The sequence below is a fragment of the Salinimicrobium sediminilitoris genome, from assembly GCF_020866905.1.
Lineage (GTDB): Bacteria > Bacteroidota > Bacteroidia > Flavobacteriales > Flavobacteriaceae > Salinimicrobium > Salinimicrobium sediminilitoris.
This window is the reverse complement of the sequence record NZ_JAIVCC010000005.1, coordinates 57,844-81,176: the sequence shown is the minus strand read 5'-3', so window position 1 is coordinate 81,176 and position 23,333 is coordinate 57,844. Positions and strand designations below refer to the sequence as shown.

General features: G+C 41.3%; 24 protein-coding genes. 9 read left to right on the top strand and 15 right to left on the bottom strand.

Translation table 11 applies throughout. The annotated features are described in order from the left end of the window. Positions 1–24: 24 nt before the first annotated feature. The 8 genes from LA313_RS05455 to LA313_RS05420 are packed head-to-tail and all read right to left on the bottom strand — an operon-like array spanning position 25 to position 6,524. Entirely contained in the window at positions 25–438 is a 414-nt protein-coding gene (locus LA313_RS05455; RefSeq protein ID WP_228913668.1) for an META domain-containing protein, read from the bottom strand. A 10-nt stretch (positions 439–448) separates the two neighbouring features. Continuing rightward, positions 449–1,687: an aminotransferase class V-fold PLP-dependent enzyme gene (locus LA313_RS05450; RefSeq protein ID WP_228913667.1), complete on the bottom strand. Its 1,239-nt coding sequence runs from the start codon at positions 1,685–1,687 to the stop codon at positions 449–451. A 20-nt stretch (positions 1,688–1,707) separates the two neighbouring features. Continuing rightward, positions 1,708–3,021, bottom strand: coding sequence for a Fe-S cluster assembly protein SufD (sufD, locus tag LA313_RS05445; protein WP_228913666.1), 1,314 nt, complete (start codon positions 3,019–3,021; stop codon positions 1,708–1,710). 58 nt (positions 3,022–3,079) lie between these two features. After that, a complete protein-coding gene (sufC, locus tag LA313_RS05440) occupies positions 3,080–3,832 on the bottom strand; it encodes a Fe-S cluster assembly ATPase SufC (protein WP_228913665.1) in 753 nt (250 codons plus the stop codon). A gap of 22 nt (positions 3,833–3,854) precedes the next feature. After that, a complete protein-coding gene (locus tag LA313_RS05435) occupies positions 3,855–4,265 on the bottom strand; it encodes a hypothetical protein (protein WP_228913664.1) in 411 nt (136 codons plus the stop codon). 6 nt (positions 4,266–4,271) lie between these two features. Continuing rightward, complete coding sequence (sufB, locus tag LA313_RS05430) at positions 4,272–5,717, bottom strand: Fe-S cluster assembly protein SufB (protein WP_228913663.1); 1,446 nt, start codon at positions 5,715–5,717, stop codon at positions 4,272–4,274. 38 nt (positions 5,718–5,755) lie between these two features. Next, positions 5,756–6,145, bottom strand: a complete 390-nt coding sequence (locus tag LA313_RS05425) for a four helix bundle protein (protein WP_228913662.1) — start codon at positions 6,143–6,145, stop codon at positions 5,756–5,758. A gap of 49 nt (positions 6,146–6,194) precedes the next feature. Continuing rightward, complete coding sequence (locus tag LA313_RS05420; protein ID WP_228913661.1) at positions 6,195–6,524, bottom strand: HesB/IscA family protein; 330 nt, start codon at positions 6,522–6,524, stop codon at positions 6,195–6,197. Positions 6,525–6,798: 274 nt separating this feature from the next. Here LA313_RS05420 and thiL point away from each other — a divergent pair, with 274 nt between their 5' ends. Further along, positions 6,799–7,854 carry a thiamine-phosphate kinase gene (thiL, locus tag LA313_RS05415; protein ID WP_228913660.1) on the top strand — a complete coding sequence of 352 codons (1,056 nt, stop codon included), beginning with the start codon at positions 6,799–6,801 and terminating at the stop codon, positions 7,852–7,854. 18 nt (positions 7,855–7,872) lie between these two features. Here thiL and LA313_RS05410 read toward each other — a convergent pair whose 3' ends face one another. Next, the gene (locus LA313_RS05410) at positions 7,873–8,769 is read right to left on the bottom strand and encodes a hypothetical protein (RefSeq protein ID WP_228913659.1); all 897 of its coding nucleotides are present in this window, start codon (positions 8,767–8,769) and stop codon (positions 7,873–7,875) included. Between the two features lie 83 nt (positions 8,770–8,852). On the opposite strand from LA313_RS05410, the gene LA313_RS05405 reads away from it, so the two are divergent. Continuing rightward, positions 8,853–9,296 carry a hypothetical protein gene (locus tag LA313_RS05405; protein WP_228913658.1) on the top strand — a complete coding sequence of 148 codons (444 nt, stop codon included), beginning with the start codon at positions 8,853–8,855 and terminating at the stop codon, positions 9,294–9,296. Here LA313_RS05405 and LA313_RS05400 read toward each other — a convergent pair. The 3 genes from LA313_RS05400 to LA313_RS05390 all read right to left on the bottom strand — a co-directional run bounded on the left by LA313_RS05400 (position 9,283) and on the right by LA313_RS05390 (position 11,861). After that, positions 9,283–9,570: a hypothetical protein gene (locus LA313_RS05400; RefSeq protein ID WP_228913657.1), complete on the bottom strand. Its 288-nt coding sequence runs from the start codon at positions 9,568–9,570 to the stop codon at positions 9,283–9,285. The two genes, LA313_RS05405 and LA313_RS05400, sit on opposite strands and share 14 nt — an antisense overlap. A gap of 69 nt (positions 9,571–9,639) precedes the next feature. Beyond that, on the bottom strand, positions 9,640–10,458 hold the full coding sequence (locus LA313_RS05395) for an alpha/beta fold hydrolase (protein WP_228913656.1): 819 nt from the start codon (positions 10,456–10,458) through the stop codon (positions 9,640–9,642). 110 nt (positions 10,459–10,568) lie between these two features. Further along, positions 10,569–11,861 (bottom strand): aminopeptidase P N-terminal domain-containing protein, encoded by a 1,293-nt coding sequence (locus LA313_RS05390; protein WP_228913655.1) that lies wholly within the window; start codon positions 11,859–11,861, stop codon positions 10,569–10,571. A 339-nt stretch (positions 11,862–12,200) separates the two neighbouring features. Between LA313_RS05390 and LA313_RS05385 the strand changes: the two genes are divergently transcribed. From LA313_RS05385 to LA313_RS05370, 4 genes are all read left to right on the top strand, one after another. Continuing rightward, on the top strand, positions 12,201–12,914 hold the full coding sequence (locus tag LA313_RS05385; RefSeq protein ID WP_228913654.1) for a succinate dehydrogenase cytochrome b subunit: 714 nt from the start codon (positions 12,201–12,203) through the stop codon (positions 12,912–12,914). 3 nt (positions 12,915–12,917) lie between these two features. After that, complete coding sequence (locus tag LA313_RS05380; protein ID WP_228913653.1) at positions 12,918–14,921, top strand: fumarate reductase/succinate dehydrogenase flavoprotein subunit; 2,004 nt, start codon at positions 12,918–12,920, stop codon at positions 14,919–14,921. Between the two features lie 78 nt (positions 14,922–14,999). Then, positions 15,000–15,743, top strand: coding sequence for a succinate dehydrogenase/fumarate reductase iron-sulfur subunit (locus LA313_RS05375; RefSeq protein ID WP_228913652.1), 744 nt, complete (start codon positions 15,000–15,002; stop codon positions 15,741–15,743). Between the two features lie 78 nt (positions 15,744–15,821). Beyond that, entirely contained in the window at positions 15,822–16,979 is a 1,158-nt protein-coding gene (locus LA313_RS05370) for a methionine aminotransferase (RefSeq protein WP_228913651.1), read from the top strand. Here LA313_RS05370 and LA313_RS05365 read toward each other — a convergent pair. Then, on the bottom strand, positions 16,963–17,508 hold the full coding sequence (locus LA313_RS05365; RefSeq protein ID WP_228913650.1) for a DUF1440 domain-containing protein: 546 nt from the start codon (positions 17,506–17,508) through the stop codon (positions 16,963–16,965). The genes LA313_RS05370 and LA313_RS05365 overlap by 17 nt on opposite strands. Positions 17,509–17,609: 101 nt before the next feature. On the opposite strand from LA313_RS05365, the gene LA313_RS05360 reads away from it, so the two are divergent. Beyond that, positions 17,610–18,395, top strand: coding sequence for a nitrilase family protein (locus LA313_RS05360; protein WP_228913649.1), 786 nt, complete (start codon positions 17,610–17,612; stop codon positions 18,393–18,395). Here LA313_RS05360 and LA313_RS05355 read toward each other — a convergent pair. Both LA313_RS05355 and LA313_RS05350 read right to left on the bottom strand, forming a co-directional pair. Continuing rightward, on the bottom strand, positions 18,376–20,019 hold the full coding sequence (locus LA313_RS05355) for an Ig-like domain-containing protein (RefSeq protein ID WP_228913648.1): 1,644 nt from the start codon (positions 20,017–20,019) through the stop codon (positions 18,376–18,378). The two genes, LA313_RS05360 and LA313_RS05355, sit on opposite strands and share 20 nt — an antisense overlap. A 51-nt stretch (positions 20,020–20,070) precedes the next feature. Continuing rightward, the gene (locus LA313_RS05350) at positions 20,071–20,751 is read right to left on the bottom strand and encodes a ComF family protein (protein WP_228913647.1); all 681 of its coding nucleotides are present in this window, start codon (positions 20,749–20,751) and stop codon (positions 20,071–20,073) included. Positions 20,752–20,824: 73 nt separating this feature from the next. Between LA313_RS05350 and LA313_RS05345 the strand changes: the two genes are divergently transcribed. Together LA313_RS05345 and LA313_RS05340 are read left to right on the top strand one after the other, a co-directional pair. Next, a complete protein-coding gene (locus tag LA313_RS05345) occupies positions 20,825–21,706 on the top strand; it encodes a hypothetical protein (RefSeq protein WP_228913646.1) in 882 nt (293 codons plus the stop codon). 65 nt (positions 21,707–21,771) lie between these two features. Continuing rightward, positions 21,772–23,310 carry a glycine--tRNA ligase gene (locus LA313_RS05340; RefSeq protein WP_228913645.1) on the top strand — a complete coding sequence of 513 codons (1,539 nt, stop codon included), beginning with the start codon at positions 21,772–21,774 and terminating at the stop codon, positions 23,308–23,310. Positions 23,311–23,333: the final 23 nt, after the last annotated feature.

The window sequence follows — 23,333 nt, the reverse complement described above, 5'->3', positions numbered from 1 at the left end:
TCGTCCTGTATTTCTTTGATATTATTACTCACTTTGCTCAATTTTAATTAAGGTCATTAAAGGTATGTCATTATTGGAATAAACCACAATTTCCTTACCATTGCGATCCAGCCTGGAAGCCTTTTCAAGGGAAGAAAGAATTTGTTTCTCCACTTCCATTTTTCCCTTGCAATACTTTCTGGTATTCATAGGGGTGGAAAACTCCAGGTTGTTCCCTTGCTGACTGTAATTGGCGGAAAATCTATTACATCCAGTATTTCCTGATACCCGGTTGCCTACAGGATTAAAATCGAAAATTATTTCATTTTCAAGAGATTGTTCGACATCAATTTCTATTACCCTGTATTCCCCGTGCAAAATTTCTTCTGCAACTGTATCTGCAGTATTGGCGCAGGAAAACAAAAATAGAGAGCATACTAGAAACAGGATTTTTTTCATAACCTGTATATTAGGATAGCATATTTTTTGCCCTTTTTACGGCCTCTATAAAAATATCGATCTCTTCTTTAGTATTGTAAAACGAAAAGGAAGCTCTTACTGTTCCCGGAATTTTATAATAATCCATCACCGGTTGAGCGCAGTGGTGGCCGGTCCTTACTGCTATTCCAAGCTTATCTATAATGGTCCCGATGTCATAGGGATGAATATCATCAATGTTAAAAGAGATCACTGCAGTTTTTTCTGCGGAAGTACCATAAATTCTCAAGCCTTCGATTTCCTGAAGCTTTTCTGTGGCATATTCCAGTAATTCATTTTCATAGGCAGCTATATTTTCAAAACCTATGGAATTCATATAATCCAAAGCAGCTCCAAAAGCGATTCCGCCGCAGATGTCGGGTGTGCCGGCTTCAAATTTGTGAGGTAGATCGGCGTAGGTTGTCTTTTCAAAAGTCACGGTCGCGATCATTTCGCCTCCTCCCTGGTATGGGGGAAGTTTCTTTAACCATTCCTCTTTTCCGTAAAGCATGCCTACTCCTGTAGGTCCACACATCTTGTGAGCAGAGACAACATAAAAATCCACATCCAGTTTCTGGACATTTGCTTTTATATGTGGTGCCGCCTGGGCGCCATCCAAAAGTACAGCAGCCCCTACTTTATGTGCTTTTTCAATAATTTCCTCAACAGGATTTATGGTGCCTAGAGCATTAGAAACATGATTTACAAAAACCAGCTTTGTTTTTTCTGAAAGAAGTTTTTCATATTCCTCCATGTCCAAAGTACCATCGTCATTCATAGGAATAACTTTTAGCTTTGCTCCGGTTTTTTCGCAGAGCATTTGCCAGGGTACAATATTGCTGTGATGTTCCAGTGCCGAAACTATAATCTCCTCACCTTCTTTTAGAAGGGATGAAAATCCGCTAGCAACAAGATTAATTGCATGGGTGGTTCCCGAAGTAAAAATAACTTCATAAGAATGCGCAGCATTAAAATGCTTTTGCACCTTTACCCTTGCCTGCTCATAAGCATCTGTAGCTTCCTGTGAGAGGGTATGCACTCCACGGTGAATATTGGCATTGTAGCGCGTGTAGTAGTCAACAATAGCGTCTATTACCTGCTGCGGAGTTTGAGATGTTGCCGCGTTATCGAAGTACACCAGGGGTTTTCCATTCACCTCGCGTGAGAGAATGGGAAAATCCTTACGGATAGATTCGACATCGAAATTAGTTCTGGTAGAGGCAACTTTCATTAAAAATGGGTTTAATATCGTTAGAGGCTATAGCCTACATTTACGCCAAGTTTTAAAGCAATTATTTTTGTGATCCTTGTCTTAAGTTCAGGGATTTTTACACTCTCTAATACGTTATTGGCGAAGGCGTACATTAATAATGCTCTTGCTTCTTTTAAAGGCACCCCACGGGAACGAAGATAGAATAGGGAGTCATCGTCCAGCTGTCCAATAGTACAACCGTGGCTACACTTCACATCATCGGCAAAGATTTCCAGCTGTGGTTTTGAGTTAATGGTTGCCTTATCATCCAAAAGAATGTTGTTGTTAGCTTGAAAAGCATTTGTTTTCTGAGCCTCCTTGTTCACAATAATCTTTCCGTTGAAAACCCCTGTGGAAGATTCTGCAAAAACACCTTTGTAATCCTGGTGACTTTCACAATTTGGCTCTATATGGTGCACAAGAGTATTATGGTCTACATGTTGCTTTCCGCCAATAACAGTAATTCCTTTTAGAGTAGAATCTATGCGCTCTCCTTTTTGATAAAAGTTAAGGTTGTTGCGGGTAAGGTTTCCACCAAAAGAGAAGGTGTGAACAGAACAATTGCTTTCTCTGTGCTGCTCAATAAATGTATTATCGACCAATGAAGCCTGGTGATTGTCATTCTGGATCTTGTAATAATCCACAATAGCACGCTTATCGGCATAGATCTCGGTTACAGAATTCGTAAGGACCGGATGATCTGTAAGACTTTGGTGTCTCTCGATAATTTGTACATGAGAATTTTCTCCCACAACGATCAGGTTTCTGGGCTGTACCAAAAGGGCCGACTCATTTCCCGTAGAAAAGTTGATCACCTGGATTGGCTTATCGGCCATGGTGTTCTTGGGAATATTGATAAAAGCACCTTCCCTTGAAAAAGCTGTATTAAGCGAGGTAAGGCTTTCTTTTGGCGCCACTGTATTGAAGTAATTGTCAATAATTGGCTTGTACTTCGAACTGTTCAATGCAGAAGACATCAAACAGGCATCGATCTTCTCATGTGTGGTAGCCGAGAGGTGGGAAGCATAGATCCCATCGATAAACACGATCTTATAGGTATCGATGTCATCAATAAAATATTTTTCAACATCCCGGTAATCAATGGTGTCCTCTTTCTTTGGAAACACAGTATAATCGTGCTTCAAAACCTTGTTTAACGAGGTGTATTTCCAGGCTTCCTGCTTTTTGGTAGGAAATCCCATTTCCTCAAAATCCTTGATTGCCCGGCTTCTTATTTCGTGGATATCTGTATGCATGTCCACATTCTCTTCAAAAGCCAGAAATGAGGATAATAATTTATCTTTTAACTCCATTATTCTTTTTTCTTACTCCCCAAAAAGGGGAAAATTAAAAGGTTTTTCTCCTGCGTTCTTACGCTCCTACTTCTTCCTTGATCCAGTCGTAACCTTTTTCTTCTAACTCGTAAGCCAGTTCTTTTCCGCCAGATTTGACGATCTTCCCGTCAAGCATCACGTGCACAAAGTCAGGAATGATATAATCGAGCAGTCTTTGGTAGTGAGTGATCACAAGAGTAGCATTGTCTGGTCTTCTTAATTTATTGACCCCATTGGCCACGATACGAAGCGCATCAATATCCAAACCTGAATCTGTTTCGTCAAGAATAGCCAGTTTTGGCTCCAGCATTGCCATTTGGAAGATCTCATTCCTTTTCTTTTCCCCTCCCGAAAATCCTTCGTTAAGTGAACGTGACAGGAATTTGCGGTCGATCTCTAAAAGTTCAGATTTGTCACGAATCTTCTTCAGCATTTCATTCGCGGGCATATCTTTAAGACCTTTGGCCTTTCTGTTCGCGTTGATCACGGTACGCATAAAGTTGGTTACCGTTACTCCCGGGATTTCTACGGGATATTGAAAAGAAAGAAAAACACCTTTATGGGCTCTTTCTTCAGGATCAAACTCGGTAAGTTCTTCCCCTTCAAAAATGATCTCTCCACGGGTCACTTCATATTCTTCTTTCCCTGCGATAACAGAAGAAAGCGTACTTTTTCCTGAACCATTAGGTCCCATAATAGCATGTATTTCTCCCGCATTAATTTCGAGATCGATACCTTTTAATATTTTAAGACCTTCTACTTTGGCGTGTAAATTCTTTATTTTAAGCATAATTTCTATATTTCCTGAAATCTCAGGGTTTGTCTATGTCTTTTTTAACTTTTGGTGCAGTTGCAGTGTCCGGGATTCTTGCAGATATCTCCAGGATCTCCTTTATCTGTACCAGCTCTTCCCAACCTTGTTGCCCGGGATTCTGTAATATTTTTGCTTTTACGGTCACCGGAACCATATCAAATTCATCTCTTTTGAAAAAAGCAACACTATCGGCCAGCTTTCGGCTTATAGAGTCCATCTCCACTCCGTAAATGAAATCTTTTCCTTTTATAACTGCTGCATCTGCAAGAAAGATGAAATCCCCTGTTATTGTAGGGATGCTGTCTTTCACAACCACAACTTCCTGTTCTGCATCTTCGGGGGTAGAATCTTCTCCACATCCCGTAAACATGAACAAAACAGCTAGTAATGAAAAATAAATCTTCTTCATAGTTCCTTATCCTACAGAGCCTTCAAGGGAAATTTCCAGTAGCTTTTGCGCTTCAACCGCAAATTCCATTGGTAATTTGTTCAATACTTCTTTGCTGAAACCGTTAACAATAAGGGCAATAGCTTTTTCAGTATCAATTCCTCTCTGGTTACAGTAAAATATCTGGTCTTCCCCAATTTTACTCGTGGTAGCTTCGTGTTCTACCCTTGCAGTTTTATTTTTGGCCTCAATGTAAGGGAAGGTATGCGCACCACATTTGTCGCCCATCAACAGGGAATCACACTGTGAGAAATTCCGTGCATTTTCGGCCTTGCTGTTGATCTGTACTAACCCACGGTAGCTGTTTTGGCTAAACCCTGCAGAAATACCTTTGGAAATGATCGTACTCTTCGTGTTCTTCCCAATGTGGATCATTTTAGTTCCTGTATCGGCCTGCTGGTAATTATTGGTCACAGCAATAGAATAAAATTCTCCTACAGAATTATCACCTTTCAAAATACAACTCGGATATTTCCACGTCACTGCCGAACCTGTTTCCACCTGGGTCCAGCTTATCTTGGCGTTCTTTTCGCAAATACCACGTTTGGTAACGAAATTATAAACTCCACCTTTTCCTTCTTTATCGCCGGGATACCAGTTCTGAACTGTTGAATACTTGATTTCGGCATCATCTAAAGCAATAAGCTCTACAACTGCAGCGTGCAATTGATTCTCATCCCTTGATGGTGCAGTACAACCTTCCAGATAACTTACATAACTACCTTCATCGGCAACTACAAGAGTTCTTTCAAATTGTCCCGTCCCCGCCTGGTTGATCCTGAAGTAAGTCGACAATTCCATTGGGCATCGCACTCCTTTAGGAATATAACAGAAAGAACCATCACTAAATACTGCGGAATTTAAAGCAGCATAGAAATTGTCCTTTTGAGGCACTACAGTTCCTAAATGTTTTTTGACAAGCTCTGGGTGCTCCTGAATTGCCTCACTCATCGAACAGAAAATAATCCCTTTTTCGGCCAGGGTTTTTTTGAAGGTAGTAGTTACAGAAACAGAATCCATAACAACATCTACCGCCACCCCTGCAAGCTTTTTCTGCTCATCAAGAGAAATCCCCAATCTTTTGAAGGTATCCAGTAATTCTGGATCAACTTCATCAAGACTATCATATTTTGGCTTTTTTGAAGGCGCAGAATAATAAGAAATGTCCTGAAAGTTCGGTTTTTTATAATGCACATTCGCCCATTCCGGCTCGATCATTTTCTGCCAGGCCTTAAAAGCTTCAAGGCGCCAGTTAGTCATCCACTCCGGCTCATTTTTCTTGAGGGAGATCGCTCGCACAATATCTTCATTAAGCCCCACAGGAAAAGTGTCAGATTCAATATCGGTGTAGAATCCGTACTTATACTCTTTATTGTCGAGCTCTTTTTTTAAATCATCTTCTGTATATGCCATCTTTGTCTAATTCAAAATTTAAGGTTCAAGATTCAAGATTATTTGAACTTGCTCCCTTTTAAATCACTGGTTTGAAGGTATGTTCTAAACCCTCCAATTTGTTTGCCAAGATTGATCAATTTTCCATACTGAATATCGAATTCCTCTTTTGAAATGTATTTTCTATCCAGAACTCTAAATAATTGAGATCTTGTCTCTCCACAGGATGCTTTTGCTATCGAAAGGAATTGGGCAAATTCTTTATTCCCATTTCTCTCAAAACCTTCTGCTATGTTATCCATAACTGAACCGGAAGATCCATTTAATTGATCGTAAAGCCGATAATCATTCTTCAAATTACTTCTTTCTCTTATCAAATAAACTTCCTGGCAGATCTCCCTTGCTAGTTTCCAAATTTCTAAATCTTCAAATTTTGTAATACTGCTCATTTACTAATTTTGAATTTTAAACTCGGAATTCGGAATTAATTTTCTCTCGCTAGAGAGAAAATGATTCTCCACATCCACAAGTACGTTGGGCGTTGGGATTGTTGAATACGAATCCTTTGCCGTTAAGGCCTCCGGAATATTCCAGTATAGTTCCCGCCAGGTATAAAACGCTCTTCTTGTCTACCACGATCTTAATATCGTTGTCTTCAAAAAGCCGATCGCCCTCTGCCTGGGAGTGATCGAATTTTAGATCATAGGAAAGGCCAGAGCATCCGCCGCTCTTCACACCTACCCGAACAAAATCACGCATGGCATCAAATCCATCCTCCTGCATGAGCATGGTTATTCTTGTTTTGGCGCTTTCACTTACCTTTATCATTGCTTATAAAGATTAATTCTAAATTAAGTGCAAATATAATACAAACAATAGGTTTAACCATAGTAAATGCCATCAGAAAAAAGAATTCGGGCATTAGCATCCGCTATCTGTCATTCTCCCTTGATTTGAGCGAGTTTAAGATATAAGCATCTCATTTTCAGAATTAAAAGAAAAGAAGAGGATTTACCCGCCTGTCAAAAATGCCTTTTTAAGCTTATCTTTCCTCAATTGAACATTTAAGCCTTAATTTTGCAAAAATTTATGCACCAAGATTATGTTTGAAAACAGCGGGGAAAGCAGAACAAGCCTTTCAGAATACGGAGAATTCGGATTAATTGACCATTTGACACGCAATTTTGTCATTACTCCTGAAAATACTTTAAAAGGCATTGGCGATGATGCCGCCGTACTTGATTTTAAGGATGAGAAGGTAGTGGTTACCACAGACCTTCTTGTGGAAGGGGTTCATTTCGATCTATCCTATATGCCGCTAAAGCATCTTGGCTATAAAGCGGTAATGGTAAACCTTTCCGACTTGTATGCGATGAATGCCAAAGCCCGCCAGATCACTGTTTCTATTGCAGTTTCAAATCGTTTTCCGGTTGAGGCGCTCGAAGAACTTTATTCGGGTATTGAACTGGCGGCCAAGTTATATAAAGTGGATGTGGTAGGAGGAGATACCTCGTCGTCAAATTCGGGAATGATCATTAGTATCACTGCTTTGGGTGCTGCCAAAGAAGAAGAAGTTGTTTATCGTAGTGGCGCAAAGGCTAATGATCTACTGGTAGTTACGGGAGACCTTGGGGCTGCCTACATGGGCCTACAGGTATTGGAACGGGAAAAACAGGTATTCAAAGTAAATCCAAACTCCCAACCCGATCTTGACCCGTACACCTACCTTATTGAGCGACAATTAAAACCTGAAGCCCGTCAGGATATTCCGCCGCTGTTCAAGGCCCTGGATTTACATCCTACTTCAATGATCGATATTAGTGATGGATTGTCTTCTGAAACCATCCATCTCTGTAAGAATTCAGGAACGGGTGTAAATCTCTTTGAAGAGAAGATCCCATTGGATCCCGCGGTGATTTCTGTGTGCGAAGAATTTGAGCTGGATAGTACTACCATTGCTTTAAGTGGAGGGGAAGATTACGAGCTCCTCTTTACAATTGACCAGGGAGATTACGACAAGATCAAGGGCAACCCTAATTTTACGGTGATTGGCCACATGACCGAAAAGAATGAAGGTATGCATCTTGTTACCCGTGCCAATCAAAAGATTGAATTGATTGCACGCGGTTGGAATGCAATGAAGAGTGAAGAAGAATAGACTTAAAAATCTTATTTTTCAATTAAAAAAATTGTTCTTTGGCAATGTATTAGTATAATATTCAACTTCATTTTCAAAAAAGTTGTTTTTCCAATATTCTTCCTGTCCTGGATTGGCGAGCCAGTACAAACCAGCTTGAAGAAATGCGTTGTAATCGTTATAAAAGATCTTGTTGTAGGTTTTCAGCAAATTTGTTAAGCCAAGCTCTTTGGCGATTGCTTTTTCCGGTTTGATAAAAAATGAATTAAATCCTGAAACCCTTTCATACTGGAAATTGTGTATAAGTTCATGGGGCAAGGCTAATTTTCCTCTTTGATCTTCTCTAATAAGGATCATATTCGTTATAGATTGTCCACTAAAGCTATAGCCATCTTGCTCAATTTTGGGAGTGGTGAAGACCAGGGTCCCCATTTTAAGACTATGCTTGAGGTGAAATTTTCCTTCAGAAATTGGATAGAAGGAAGCTACAAGTGCTGCAGGCATAATCCTGTAGCTCAATCTGAAATTTTCTTCTGTATTTATTTCAAAGCGGTTAAAACCGATATTCAAATGCCATCTCTCCCACAGATTGCGATTTGCAGCAGCATTCTCTATTATAGAAGTGCCTGCGGAGTTTACAATTTTGACTGGCCACACATATCCAAAATCCCCTGTTTCGGCAAATTCCCGAACCAGCCGTTTACTTTCAAATACAACATAACCTCCTATTGCTCCCTGCCACAAGCCTTTAAGTAAAACCTTACCGGTACGTTCTCCGGGTTTCTTATTTATCACTGCACCTACTCCCCCCAATACACTACCAATCCCAATATTGAACAGTCCGGCTTCGACATCATTAGCCTGTGAAAATACAGGTTTTGAAAAGCAAATGGTAAAGAGAACAGTAAGAAAAAGAGTTCGGATAAAGTACTTCAATTCATTGCTTTGAGAAATGGACTACAAGAATAGTAAATCCTTTGGAGGTTCTACTTATATTGCGATACGAAACCTACTCTTTTATGATAAAATCCCCCCACTTCATTTTCATTTTTCTCTTTGCCGGCCTTTTGATCTCCTGTAGTGGTGACAATCTCTATGAGTTCAAAGAGTTAACCAGAAAAAAGGATATTATTATTGAAGTAATTGTTATTCCTGAAGATGGAAATGAAGAATATGATTTTCAGGCTGTATTTTTCCAAACTGATGGCTATGGGGAACGGGTGAACAAATCTGTGGGCTACAATGGTTCGGAAGAAATTAAAGTTGTGAGTGGTGCAGTAAAAAAATATAAGAAAGCAGGTGTCACCTTTACTCCTATTAATAACGTCTCCAAAATAGGAGTTCGAATTTACGATCTCTTATATGACACAGACATTTGGTTTTGGGCCTTCGATAATATTGAAGGAGAAATCACAATTTCCTATGATTTCGATCTAGACAAAGCAGAAATTATTCAGGAGTAAATTTTAAGAAGCCCTGGAAAGCTCTTTTTTTTTCGAAAAATTTTTTCGAACATCTGCGTTGATGGATCTCCGCTATATAGGCATTGGTTTCCCTGAACTTCGGAGTGAGTTTAGCAATAAAGCCCTGTGCAGTATCGGTCATTTCTTCTCCGCATCGGGTGCATTGGTATTCCTTAATATGATCTGTGATGTTTTGAGAAACCTCAAAACGATGGTCAAATATGGCACAAATCCAGGTCTTAGGTGAAAATAAGAGGGGCTTTTTATATTCCATTGGTAAAGAATTTAAAAAAGTTTTCAAAATTAAAATTAAAAAACTTTTCTTAAAAATCGACAAAAAGCGTTAATTATTCGTTGAAATACACAGTTTTACGAACTGAGCTTTATTTTCGATATAGGAAAGATGACCCCCTGAAAAACTGACAAACCTGCAGCCACAGCTCTTTGCCAATTGCTTTAACTCCTGAATATTAACTAATGGATCTTCTTTGCCTGCAACTATAATTTTATTTCCATTGAAGCTCCTGAGGACATCTATCTTATCCGTACGAATTTTCATACCTTTTAAAGCAGCAGTGATGCCTTTGGTGGGGAAACTTTTTGCAGTCTTCTTAAGTTCTTCTATTTCTTCGGAAAATTTATCGGTATTGTTTGGGGAAAGTAGGTTGTTGATAGCCATACTTACATAGGTGCCTTTGTTTCTCTTCACCAATTTTACCGATCGATCTCTTATTTCCTTTTTCTCTTCACTATCTGCCTGGGGAGTAGAATTGAGCAGCATGAGATCCTTTATCATTTCAGGGTGTTTTTTGAGAAGTGCCAGGCTCACATAACCTCCCATAGAATGACCTATGAAATTGGCCTTTTTGGCACCTAAGGTTTTGAGCACTTCAAGAACTGCACCGGCCATGAGTTCCATGCTGTGGACCTCCTCAATACAACCCGACCTGCCATGCCCCGGAAGGTCTATTGTTATGATCTTTCCATAGCGGGAAAATTGAGGCAGGAATTCCTCCCAGATCTTTGAAGATTCCAGAAACCCATGAAGCAATACCGTCGGCTCTCCTTCGCCGGTTACGGAGTAAAAAATTTCTGCGCCTTTATAGTTGAGGACCATGTAGGTGTGGTTTTTACCTAAGCTCTTATAAGTGTTTATGAACATTAAGTAATTGTATTTTTTAGTAAAAAATAGGCCACAAATTCACCAATTTAATTCGTGGATTCGTGGCCCTTGCTTATTGTCACCTTTAACAAATAACTATTTCCTAATAACTAACTATTCATGATTTCTTCGATCTCATCGGCCTCTATAGGAATGTTGCCCATCATGTTGAAAGGTTCTCCTTTTTCCTGGATGACCACATCATCTTCAAGTCTTATCCCAAAGCCTTCATCGGGAAGGTAGATCCCGGGTTCAACGGTGAATACCATATTGGCTTTCATTGGCTCGTACAACAATCCATAGTCATGGGTGTCAAGACCAATATTATGAGAAGTTCCGTGCATAAAATACTTTTTATAAGCCGGCCAGTCGGGATCTTCATTTTGAACATCTGCTTTATCGAGAAGACCAAGTCTGAGAAGTTCAGAGGTCATTAGCTTTCCAACTTCCTTATGATATTCTGCCCAGTCGGCACCGGGAACGAGCATCCTGGTAGCATCATTTTTCACGCGGTTAACTGCGTTGTATACTTCTTTTTGACGCTTGGTATATCTTCCCGAAACAGGAATTGTTCTTGAAAGGTCACTGGCGTAATTGGCATATTCGGCACCGGTATCGAGAAGAATAAGCTCTCCTTCTTTACATTGCTGGTTGTTCTCAATATAATGAAGAACATTCGCATTACTTCCGCTTGCAATAATAGGAGTGTATGCAAAACCTTTTGAGCGGTTTCTTATCATTTCGTGCCAGTACTCGGCTTCGATCTCATATTCCCAAACTCCGGGTTTCACAAATTTTAAAACTCTGCGGAAAGCTTTTTCAGTAATGTCACAGGCCTTTTGCATAAGATCCAGTTCGATTGGATCCTTAACAGAGCGCAGACGTTGCAGGATGGGATTGCTTTTCGCGACTCGGTGAGCCGGAAATTGTTGCTTGCACCACTTGATGAACCTGGCTTCACGAGTTTCAGTTTCAACGTTGGCGCGGTAGTGTTCGTTTGTATTAAAGTAAACAGTGTCGCACTGAGTCATGACTTCAAAAAATACCTTTTCAAAATCCTTTAGCCAAAATACATTTTTGATGCCCGATACTTCTTCTGCTCTTTCTTTTGTTAACTTTTCTCCTTCCCAAACAGCGATATGATCATTGGTTTCGGTTAGGAACAGCATTTCTTTATGCTTTTCTGAAGGTGCATCAGGGAAAAGGACCAAAATGCTCTTGTCCTGGTCTACACCACTTAAATAGAAGAGGTCACGAGCCTGCTGGAAAGTCATGGTGCTATCTGCCCCAATAGGATAGACGTCATTGGAATTGAAAACAGCCAGGCTTTTTGGCTGCATTTTTTCAGTAAAATTCTTTCTGTTCTTAATGAACAGCTTTCGATCTATTTGGTGATATTTCATGAGAGTTTTTTAGTGTGTGCTACAAATTTAAAAAATTAAAAGAGAGAAGCCTTGGGAAGGGTTAAGGAATAATTTTTAAGGATTTTTTAATGATTTACAAATTCCTGAAACCTATATCCCGGACAGCGAAGGATCATTCGGTAAATAAATTGATTGAAATTTTTATTCCGTATCCTGAAGTATAATTATCTTAGCTTCTTGTCATTATCTCTCGAAAATGTGTTTTTTGCGGCTTCTTTAAATTTATTCTAAATAAACACTAATTAAAGAAGGTTTGTTTGCTAATGATGTGAAAGGGCGTATTTTTGTTTTCACTTTATTAAAACAATCATAAATTTTATGGCAAAATCTGCGCTATTAAAGTCATCGCTTGCAAAAAAGTACTGGATGGCTTTCACCGGCCTGTTTCTATGTTTATTTCTTGTAGGTCATCTTGCAGGAAACCTGCAATTGTTGGTCTCCGGAGTGGGTGCGAGGGATCAGTTCAATGAGTACGCTCTTTTTATGACTACAAATCCTGCGGTGAGGGTGTTGTCAATAGTTACTTTCGCGAGTATACTTTTTCACGTGATCGATGGTATTATCATAACCATCAATAACAGGAAAGCACGACCACAAGGGTATGTTAGTTTTAAACCTTCTACTAATTCCAAATGGTCATCCCGAAACATGGGTGTGCTTGGAACCGTGATCCTTGCATTCATTGTGATCCATTTGATCAACTTTTGGGGAGAAATGAAATTTGGTGGTCTTGACGACACCGTTTATGAAACTGCTAACGGGGAGACGGTAAAAGATCTTTACACGCTTACAATAATGACCTTTCAGGATTCAGAAATGGGTCTTATCTGGGCAATTATTTACTTAATTGCGATGATCGCAATTGGTTTTCACCTGTACCATGGTTTTGGAAGTGGATTTCAGTCCCTGGGGATCAACCACCCAAAATACAACACCTTTGTGAGAAGAGTGGGAGTCGCTTTTTCCATTGTGGTGCCGCTGTTGTTCGCAATCATTCCGTTTTACATCTATTTCGTACTCGAAAAAATATAAGCTATGGGAGTATTAGATTCTAAAGTACCACAAGGGCCATTGGCCGAGAAGTGGGTCAATCATAAAAATAAGATCAATCTTGTCAATCCCGCAAACAAACGGAATATCGACATTATTCTGGTAGGAACCGGGCTTGCAGGAGGTAGTGCTGCCGCTACTCTGGCAGAACTTGGATATAACGTAAAGACTTTTTGCTACCAGGATTCGCCCCGTCGAGCGCACTCTATTGCTGCACAGGGAGGAATCAATGCTGCAAAAAACTACCAGGGAGACGGGGATTCAGACTATCGTCTTTTCTACGACACTGTAAAGGGTGGAGATTACCGTTCCCGCGAATCAAACGTTTACCGTCTTGCAGAGGTTTCAGGAAATATTATTGATCAATGTGTTGCACAAGGTGTGCCTTTTGCCCGTGAATATGGAGGTCTCCTGGACAACCGTTCTTTTGGAGGAGTGCTGGTATCACGTACCTTTTATGCTAAAGGTCAAACAGGTCAGCAATTATTATTAGGTTGTTATTCTGCCATGAACAGGCAGATCAACCGCGGAAAGATACAATCTTACACCCGTCATGAAATGCTTGACGTGGTGCTGGTTGATGGTAAGGCGCGTGGTATCATTGCCCGTGATCTTGTTACAGGGGAGATTGAAAGACACAGTGCCCATGCCGTAGTGATCGCTTCTGGTGGATACGGAAACGTATTTTTCCTTTCTACCAATGCGATGGGAAGTAATGTTACTGCAGCCTGGAAGGTTCACAAAAAAGGTGCTTTTTTCGCCAATCCCTGCTTCACTCAAATTCACCCGACATGTATTCCGGTTTCAGGAGAGCATCAGTCTAAGTTGACCCTGATGTCTGAATCTCTTCGGAATGATGGACGTATCTGGGTTCCGAAGAAACTGGAGGATGCAAAAGCAATTCGCGAAGGAAAACTGAAGCCAACCCAACTTGCTGAAGAAGACCGCGATTACTACCTGGAAAGACGTTATCCGGCTTTTGGTAACCTTGTGCCGCGTGATGTGGCTTCAAGAGCTGCTAAAGAACGTTGCGATGCCGGTTTTGGAGTAAATAAAACAGGAGAAGCTGTTTATCTTGACTTTAGCGCTGCATTTATTCGCTACGGAAAAGAAGCCGTTTCCACACAAAAAATAGAAAATGCTTCCGAAGAGCAGATACGCGAGCTTGGAAAAGCCGTAGTTGAAGCTAAATATGGAAACCTTTTCCAGATGTATGAGAAGATCGTAGACGAGAATCCATATGAAACTCCAATGAAGATCTATCCTGCGGTGCATTACACTATGGGTGGACTTTGGGTGGATTATAACTTACAAACTACCGTACCGGGGCTTTATGCTGCCGGGGAAGCCAACTTCTCCGATCACGGTGCCAACCGATTGGGAGCTTCGGCTTTGATGCAGGGACTGGCCGATGGGTACTTCGTACTTCCATACACTATGGGAGATTATCTGGCTAATGACATTAGAACCGGAAAGATCCCTACCGACTCACCTGAATTTGATGCGGCAGAGAAGAACATCCGCGGACAACTGGAGCGTTTCCTAAACACTAAAGGCACAAAATCTGTCGATTACTTCCACAAACGTCTTGGAAAGATCATGTGGGATAAAGTAGGAATGTCGCGTAATGCCACCGGATTAAAAGAAGCTATTTCAGAAATTAAAGCTTTGAGAGAAGAATTCTGGAAAGAAGTACGAGTACCAGGAACTATCGACAGTATGAACCCCGAACTTGAAAAAGCCGGAAGGGTAGCCGATTTCCTTGAACTTGGAGAGCTTTTCGCGAAAGATGCACTTCACAGGGAAGAATCTTGTGGAGGACATTTTAGAGAGGAGTACCAGACAGAAGAAGGGGAAGCCCTTCGTGACGACGAGAACTTTATGTATGTGGCCGCATGGGAATACACCGGCGAGCCGGCAGATGCGATTCTACATAAAGAAGACCTTGTTTATGAAAACATTGAAGTTAAAACGAGAAGCTATAAATAGATATGAGATGTTAGTATTGAGAAGTGAGATTTTGTCTCGTACTCAATACTCAGTACTCAATACTCAATACTATAAAAAATGAATCTTACACTAAAAATATGGCGTCAAAAAGATGCCGCTTCAAAAGGGGGAATTCAAACCTATCCACTAGGTGGAGTTGAACCCGATATGTCTTTTCTTGAGATGCTTGATGTATTGAATCAAGAATTGATAGATAAAGGAGAAGAGCCTGTGGTTTTTGACCATGACTGCCGTGAAGGGATCTGCGGAACCTGTAGCTTACAGATCAACGGGGAGCCTCACGGGCCCGATAGGGGTATTACAACTTGCCAGCTGCACATGAGAATGTTCAAGGATGGTGATACCATTACTATTGAACCTTTCCGTGCCAAGGCATTTCCTGTGATCAAGGATCTTGTGGTAGACCGCTCTTCATTTGAGAGGATTCAGCAGGCGGGAGGTTATATTTCTGTAAATACTTCGGGAAATACACAGGATGCGAACTCGATTCCGGTGGCTAAGGACAATGCAGATGCAGCCTTCTATGCGGCAACCTGTATTGGATGTGGAGCATGTGTGGCAGCTTGTAAGAATGCCAGTGCCATGCTGTTTACATCGGCTAAGGTAAGCCAGATGGCACTTTTGCCACAGGGAGAAGTGGAAGCCGATCGTCGTGTACTTGCGATGGTGGAGCAAATGGACAAAGAAGGTTTTGGTAACTGTACAAATACTGGTGCCTGCGAGATTGAATGTCCTAAGGGAATCTCTCTGGAGAACATCGCCCGCATGAACAGGGAGTACTTAAGAGCCAGCGTAAAATAACATTTTTGAGACTTATTATTTCTGAAGATCCCGGACTTTGCAGTTCGGGATTTTTTTTGGAACTTATTAAAAAAATCAATGGCAGCAGTCAATCATATTTCCTCTAAACTTCCGAAGCACGAGACCAGCATATTTACAGTCATGTCAAAAATGGCTTATGAACATAAAGCTGTGAATCTATCCCAGGGCTATCCCAATTTTGATACAGATAAGCGTCTAAAAGAGTTGGTGTACCAGGCGATGCTCGATGGTTACAACCAGTATGCGCCTCTTGCAGGCATATCCCCGCTAAGGGAACAAATCACGGACAAAATTGAATCCTTGCATGGGAAAAAGTATGATAAAAATACAGAGGTAACGGTAACAAATGGTGCCACCCAGGCATTATTTCTGGCCATTACCGCCTTTGTTAATCCGGGGGATGAGGTGATTGTGCTGAAACCTGCTTACGACTCTTATGAACCTGCAATTGAGCTGAACGGAGGAATTCCGGTGCTTGTGCAACTGGAAGGACAGGAATACAAGCTGAATTTTGAAGCCATTAAAGAGAAGATTAGCTCGAAGACCAGAATGTTGATCATAAACACGCCTCACAATCCCAGCGGAAATGTTTTTAGTAAGCAAGAAATGTTGCAATTGGAGCAGCTGCTCGATGGGACAGATATAATTTTGTTGAGCGATGAGGTATATGAGCACATAATTTTCGATGAAGCTAAACATTATAGCGCTTCAGCTTTTCCTAACCTTTCAAAAAGGGCAATTGTGTGTGCTTCTTTTGGAAAGACTTTTCACAATACCGGTTGGAAGATGGGCTACTGCGTAGCTCCCGAAGAACTTATGGCCGAGATTTGGAAGGTGATGGAGGTAAATGTTTTCTGTGTACATCATCCTACTCAGCGAGCCTTTGCAGAATATTTAAAAACCCCGGACCATTACCTGGAATTGGGCGGATTTTACCAGGAGAAGAGGGATAAATTACTTGACCTCATTAAAGACACCGGTTTCAAGGCAGTGCCTTCCAGGGGAACTTACTTTCAGTTGCTCGATTATTCCGGAATAAGCAATGAGCCCGACATTGAATTTTCACGCAGGCTCATTAAAGAATTTGGCATTGCAAGTATCCCGGTTTCAGTATTTAATAAGGATAAGGTTGATTACCGGCAATTGAGGTTCTGCTTTGCAAAGACAGACGATACATTAAAAGAAGCGGCAGAGATCCTTAAGAAAGTGAAGTAAATTCGGCTTCTTCAGACTCTTCTTCCTTTCTTCTCAGCTTATCATTTACATAGCCTCGCACCACTTCGGTGGTAATACCAAAGATCACGTGTGCTACCAATTCGTGCACCTGGGTTTTTACAGGGACTTTGGTCGGGCTCTTGTCAAGGCCCATCAGCGGTAAACTGGTTTCATGGGTTGATGCCCAGGTGGTGGCACCAAGAATACCTCCGTCCACGATATTCACTTCGTCTTTATCTCTTTTTCCGTAGCCATAAATGGCACCTACAGTGGCTCCAAGTGGAATGTTCACCAGCTGTTCTACGATTGCTTCGTTCTGCAGTTTAATAGGAGAGCCGGTAAGTTTTGTTGAAAACTGGTCCATGACCTTGATCTGTGCAGATCTATTATCGATCTTTCTCACTTCCAGGAATCTCTCCACCATAGATTTCACAGCGCTTCCGGCAAGACCGCCAATAAATCCTGATATAATTCCGCGGGAGGTATTAGAGGGAAAAGAATCTTTTTCAAAAAATGATTGTAAACTCATAGCTTATTTTTTTCTTAAATAAAACTATTCAACTTCTCCGGTCAATGCAACCATTTAACAAGCATTTAGCAGGATAAAAAGGATTTTTAATAACTTTACGTATGGCACAAATTTTAAATACAGCAATCCTTCAGGCGAACCTTGAATGGGAGAATATCGAACAGAACAGAGCACTTTTTGAAAGGAAAATTAGAGAACTTCCGCAGGAAACAGATCTCATTATCCTGCCCGAAATGTTCTCTACCGGCTTTTCAATGAATGCTGAAAATCTTGCGGAACCCGATAAAGGACCAACCTTTAAATGGATGCAAAAAATGGCTTTAGAAAAAGATTCAGCCGTAACCGGAAGCCTCATTACTTCTGAAAAAGGACATTTTTACAACCGTTTATACTTTGTTTTCCCCGATGGGTCTTCAGAAAAATACGATAAGCGCCATACCTTCACCTTAGCTAAGGAAGATGAGACATATGCTGCGGGACGGGAAAGGCTTATTGTGAATTACAAAGGATGGAAAATTTGTCCTCTGGTGTGCTACGACCTGCGTTTTCCTGTATGGGCCCGCAATACCGAAGATTATGACCTGCTAATTTATGTAGCTAACTGGCCTGCTGCGCGTGTAACAGCCTGGGATACGCTTTTAAAGGCACGTGCTATTGAAAATATGAGCTATTGTATAGGTTTGAACCGTGTGGGCCGTGATGGCAGTGAACTTGATTATTTAGGGCATTCGGCAGTTTATGATTGCCTCGGAAAGCAGATCTCTTCCAGCAAGGAAGAAACCGAATTCACCGAGTTGGTGGCGTTGAATAAGCAGCATCTATTGGACACCCGCTCCCAGCTGAAGTTCCTGCAGGACCGGGACCGGTTTACGGTACACCTGGAGTAGGTATAGTAGCTTCGGGACTGGCATCGAAGGTATAGGTATCGTCCCAGTTGGCTCTTACATCTACAGGTACCGGAAAATACACCACTTGTTCGGGCTGGGTTCTTTTTAGAAAACTTCCTGTATCCCAAATTTGATTTTCATTGCGATCATAGATCAACCTTAGAAGGTAATTCCCGGGTTTTAGTTTTTCAAAATTAATCACATTGCTCCCAGTCGAATATTTTTCGGCTATAACTTCCCCTTTTTCCGTAGTCACCTGGACGATTACTGGAAACTCCTCAACTCCTGTAAGGTTGATGATAAGGTTTCCAAGATCTGAGAGGGCAGGAGTGCGTACCTGGGAGGTAATAGTGTCATTGAGCCTTCCGAAGAAATCTGTAAAAGCGCCCGGTAAGGCGGTGACTTTATAGGTCATTTTTTCACTTTTTTCAAAGGATAGGTTGTAAACGTTATTCCACCTGTCATAATTCCCTGTAAAAGTTACTGGTATGCTGTCACTCATAGTGACGCTTACTAAGGAATCGTTTATCTCATCAAGTGGTACCGTTGGACGCACCTGTAAATCCTGGTGGAATCCTAATGAAGGCTGAGGCTCAAATGTGAACTGAAGAGTATCCCGCTTTGCCTTTTTTAATCTGGCGATCAAAGTATCTGTCACCCGGGGAGTTTGAACAACAAACTGAAGCGTATCCCGCTCTTCAAAAGGTTTATACCAGTAATGTAAGGTATCTGTCGCAGGATCTTTGGTGATCCTATCCTTAAAATCTGCCGGCACATCTAAAGGTGTGATTGAAATACTATCGGCCAACATGAGCCCTGAATATCCAAAAATGAGATGCTGTTGCCCCTTTACCTGTGGTCTTTCAAAACTTCCCTCCAGTACCTCGCTAAAGAGCGTGAGACCAAATTCCTTATCTGTAGGAATAGTGATATACTCATCTGCAAAGGCAATTTTATCTGTTTTTGGTTCGAAGGTATAATTGTTATTCACATCTCGCATAGCTACAAGCTGATAGGTGCCTTGTTTTAGGTTGTTCAGCTGAAAAGTGGTGGCACTGTCGAGAGTATTTGTAACGTAGCGCGGCACGCGGGTGTATATTGCAGAATCTGAGTAAGTGGAATCGATCTCATAAAGCATGACAGAAATAAAAGGATCTGGAGCCCTTAGAACTGCATCATTCACACTTCCTCTTATGGAAAGGGAATCTATGTATGGCCCTGTTGAAAAGGCGTAGGTGAAAAAACTCAGCGGGTTTGCCTCGTTGTTATCTGTTATACTTCTTCCGAAGTTAATGGTGTAGGTGGTGCGCGGCTGCAGGGTGTCATTGATCCTGATGCGGATCGATTTACTTGCGGTTCCCAACGGAGTGATCTCGGGCCGGGGATCCATTGGAGGGGAGATGATTATTTGCCGCTGTGGATCTGAAAGTTTTACATATTCATTGAAATAGATCCTTATTTCATTAGCATCAAAATTGGTAGTGAAATTCTCGGGTCTCGCTTTTACATACCTGGGAGGTTCCATATCCAGCGGTCCACCATCTGGTGTACCTCTTTTTGCACAGGCCGAAAAGGCCAGGATAAGAGATAGAATCAGCAGGAAATTGACGCCGGCACGTTGCATAAAAAGTTATTTGGTACAAAGAAACAATTTATTCTTTTAATCCTGAAGTAGCTAATGGGTAACGGCCATTGTAGCTATACTTATTTTAAGATTGGGAATTTGGAGCAGTTTATGGGCACAAGCCTCAAGAGTGGCGCCTGTAGTAACCAGATCATCTACCAGCAGAACGTGGGCATTTTCCAGAGCACCGGGATCATTTATGACAAAAGTTTCATCTATTGTGCCCCAGCGGGCGAGCCTTTTTTTAATAGTTTGAGTTTTTGTGGCAGTAATTTTAAGCAAAAGGTCTTCCCGGTATGGAACTTCAAGTGCTTTTGCAATTTCCTCTCCAAAGCCGGCCACCTGGTTAAAACCTCTTATTCTTAGCTTTTTTCGATGTAAGGGTACAGGAATTACTATTGTGATTTTCTGCCATGCAGGGATTTCCTTTAATTCGCTTCCCAGCCAGGTGCCCAAAAATGGACCAATTTCCTTGTGGCCGCGGTATTTCAGGTTGTGAATGAGTTTTTGAACCATCCCTTTCTTTTCAAATAGCAGCAGGGAAGTGGCATTTTCAACGGGAATTCTTCCGTAGAAAATCTTCTCTACAGGATTATCTTTTTCAAGATGATGATCGGCTATCGGTAACTCATGAAGGCAGGAGGTACAAAGAATATATTCATTGGTCTTCAAGGTAGATTCACATGAATAGCATAGCTTAGGGTAGAGAAGGTTAAGGAAATCGTGAAACATTTGTTAACAAATTGGTCTTGGCCTGATTAAAACTCTTAAATTTACAAAACTAAACCGTTAAAAAACATTTGTTATGTCGGATCAGAAGAGTAATAATGCCTTAAAAATCCTAACCGGGGTTTTGGCAGTCGCTTTGATTGCACTGGGTATTTATACCATTAAATTTTATAATGACGAAAAGGAGAATCAGGAATTACTTCAGCAGGAGAAAGCTGTTATAGAAGGAGAGCTCAACGATTTAATAGTGAAGTATGATGAGGCCATTGCAGAAAATGAAGGACTGGATTCCGAGTTAAGTGCTGCGAGAGGCAGGATAGTTGCTTTGCGTGATTCTGTGCAGGATATGGAAGCCAACCTTGTTCTTATCTCACGTTATCGTCGTGAAGTAAGTAACCTTAAAGCAGAGAAAGAACAACTTTTTAGAGTAGTGGATAGTTTGAGCAATCAAAACCAGCGGCTTATAACCGAAATTGACAGCACAAACAATATGCTGCTTGAAAGGACCAGAATATCAGATTCGCTTCAGGTCCAAAACCAATCTATGGCATCTCAAATTGATCGTGCTGCCCAACTTAAGGTAAGTAACCTGAGAGGGGAAGGAGTAATTGAAAGAAACAGCGGCAGACTTGTAGAAAATGACCGTACGCGTAGAGTGGATAAAATAAGAACCTGCTTTACCATTACACCCAATTCACTTGCCTCTTCGGGAGATAAGGAACTTTATGTTCAGGTTTACAACCCCAACAATGAATTGGTGGGAGATCAAATTGCCGTTCAACACGAAGGTGGTGTCATGGTTTACAGCGCTTCAACTAAAGTTTTCTACGAAAACGAGGAGCTTGATGTGTGCCTTTTAGCCAATACAAATCCAGATCGTCTTATCGAAGGATCTTATAAAGTACTGGTCTATGAAGGAACTAACCTTATAGGTGCAACCGGGTTTAGTCTTAGATAAAACAAAAAAAACAATTAATCCTACCGCCCTGTCTTGAATCGGGGCGGTTTTTTTATTTTTGCTCTATGGCAAAACAAGAAGATTTATTTAAAAACGTTATTTCCCATGCTAAAGAGTATGGGTATATTTTTGCTTCTTCCGAAATCTATGACGGCCTAAGTGCAGTTTACGACTACGGGCAGAATGGAGCAGAGCTTAAGAAAAATATCAGGGAATACTGGTGGAAGAGCATGGTGCAGCTGCACCAGGAGATTGTAGGCATTGATGCCGCTATTCTCATGCATCCCACAACCTGGAAGGCATCTGGTCACGTCGATGCCTTTAATGATCCTTTGATCGATAATAAGGATTCAAAAAAGCGTTACAGGGCAGATGTTTTGGTGGAAGATCATGCCGAAAAGATCCTGCAGAAAGCTCAGAAAGAAATTGAAAAGGCGCGCAAGCGCTTTGGAGAAGCCTTTGATGAGGAGCAGTTTGTAAATACCAATGACCGGGTGAAGCGATATTTGTCTGAGAGAAAGGAGATTCTGGAACGCCTGGGACGCTCCCTTACAAATGAAGATCTTAAGGATGTAAAATCACTTATTGAAGAGCTTGGGATCGCCGATCCTGAGACAGGTTCCAAAAACTGGACCGAGGTGCGACAGTTCAACCTTATGTTCGGTACCAAGCTGGGAGCTTCCTCTGAAACTGCATCTGACCTCTATCTTAGACCGGAGACAGCACAGGGAATTTTTGTGAATTTTTCCAATGTGCAAAAGACCGGAAGAATGAAAATTCCCTTTGGGATTGCCCAAACCGGTAAAGCTTTTAGAAATGAAATAGTCGCAAGACAGTTCATCTTTAGAATGCGCGAATTTGAGCAGATGGAGATGCAATATTTTGTTCGTCCCGGGGAAGAACTTAAGTGGTATGAGCACTGGAAAGAGGTGCGTCAAAAATGGCATTTCTCACTGGGCTTGGGCGAGGAGAATTATCGCTTCCATGATCATGAGAAACTTGCGCATTATGCGAACGCCGCAACAGATATAGAATTTAATTTTCCATTTGGATTTAAAGAGCTTGAAGGTATTCATTCCCGTACCGATTTTGACCTGAAGGCACACGAAGAATTCTCGGGAAGAAAATTGAGGTTCTATGATCCCGAACTTAAGGAGAATTATGTGCCTTATGTAATTGAGACTTCAATAGGACTGGACAGGATGTTCTTGGCTGTACTCTCAGCTTCACTTAAGGAAGAGGAGCTTGAAGACGGCAGCACTAGAACCGTTCTCAAGTTGCCGGCTATTTTAGCTCCTAATAAGGCAGCTGTACTGCCATTGGTGAAAAAAGACGGTCTACCCGAATTGGCGCAGGAGATCATTGAAGATCTCAAATGGGATTTCAATGTACAATATGATGAGAAGGATGCCATTGGTCGCAGGTATAGACGTCAGGATGCCGCCGGTACTCCGCTGTGTATCACGGTAGATCATGATTCTCTTGAAGATCGCACTGTGACTGTAAGATTCCGTGACACCATGGAGCAAAAAAGAATACCTGTTTCTGAAATTTCAAAAGTAATTGCAGAAGAAACCAATTTTAAGCACTGGTTGAAAAAGTAGTTTTTATCTGCTTAAAATGAGTT